This is a genomic window from Kocuria sp. CCUG 69068 (assembly GCF_020833785.1).
GTDB classification, from domain to species: domain Bacteria; phylum Actinomycetota; class Actinomycetes; order Actinomycetales; family Micrococcaceae; genus Kocuria; species Kocuria rosea.
Map to the genome: position 1 here is coordinate 1 of NZ_PDDL01000283.1, position 451 is coordinate 451.

Genomic DNA, 451 nt, shown 5'->3' on the forward strand with positions numbered 1-451 from the left:
CGCGGAGGCCGTGGCGGTGCTGGGCGGGTGCCGGACGGACGCCACCGGCGCCGCCCTCGAAGGCGTGGGCTCCCGGCTGCGGCTCGGGCTGCCCTGGCACACGGCGTGGACCTCGGCGGGCGAGCTGCCCACGCACCTGGCCGACTACCGCGAGGCGCTCACGTTCACCGCGACGTCCGGGGCGCCGTCGGCCCGGAGCCTGCGCTCGCAGGCCGCCCAGGTCCGGCGTGCCGCCTACCGGCGGGCCGAGCGCGCCGCGGAGTCGCTGTCCGTCCAGCTCGTGCTGCCCCTGGGCCTGTGCTCCCTGCCGGCCTTCGTCTGCTGGGGCGTCCTGCCGGTCGTGATGGGGCTCGTGCCCGAGGTGTTCGGATGACCCGCCGCGCCCGGAGCCGCGGGCCCCCGGCCGCCGGGGCGTCCCCCGTCCGCCCCTGCGCCCTCGAGGACCGGCCCG

The 451-nt window shown here is 80.0% G+C and carries 1 protein-coding gene; it reads left to right on the plus strand.

The window, feature by feature from the left end; all coding sequences use genetic code 11:
• On the plus strand, nt 1-373 hold a 373-nt coding region (locus CRM73_RS19540), incomplete at its 5' end, for a type II secretion system F family protein (RefSeq protein WP_229588845.1).
• Nucleotides 374-451: the final 78 nt, after the last annotated feature.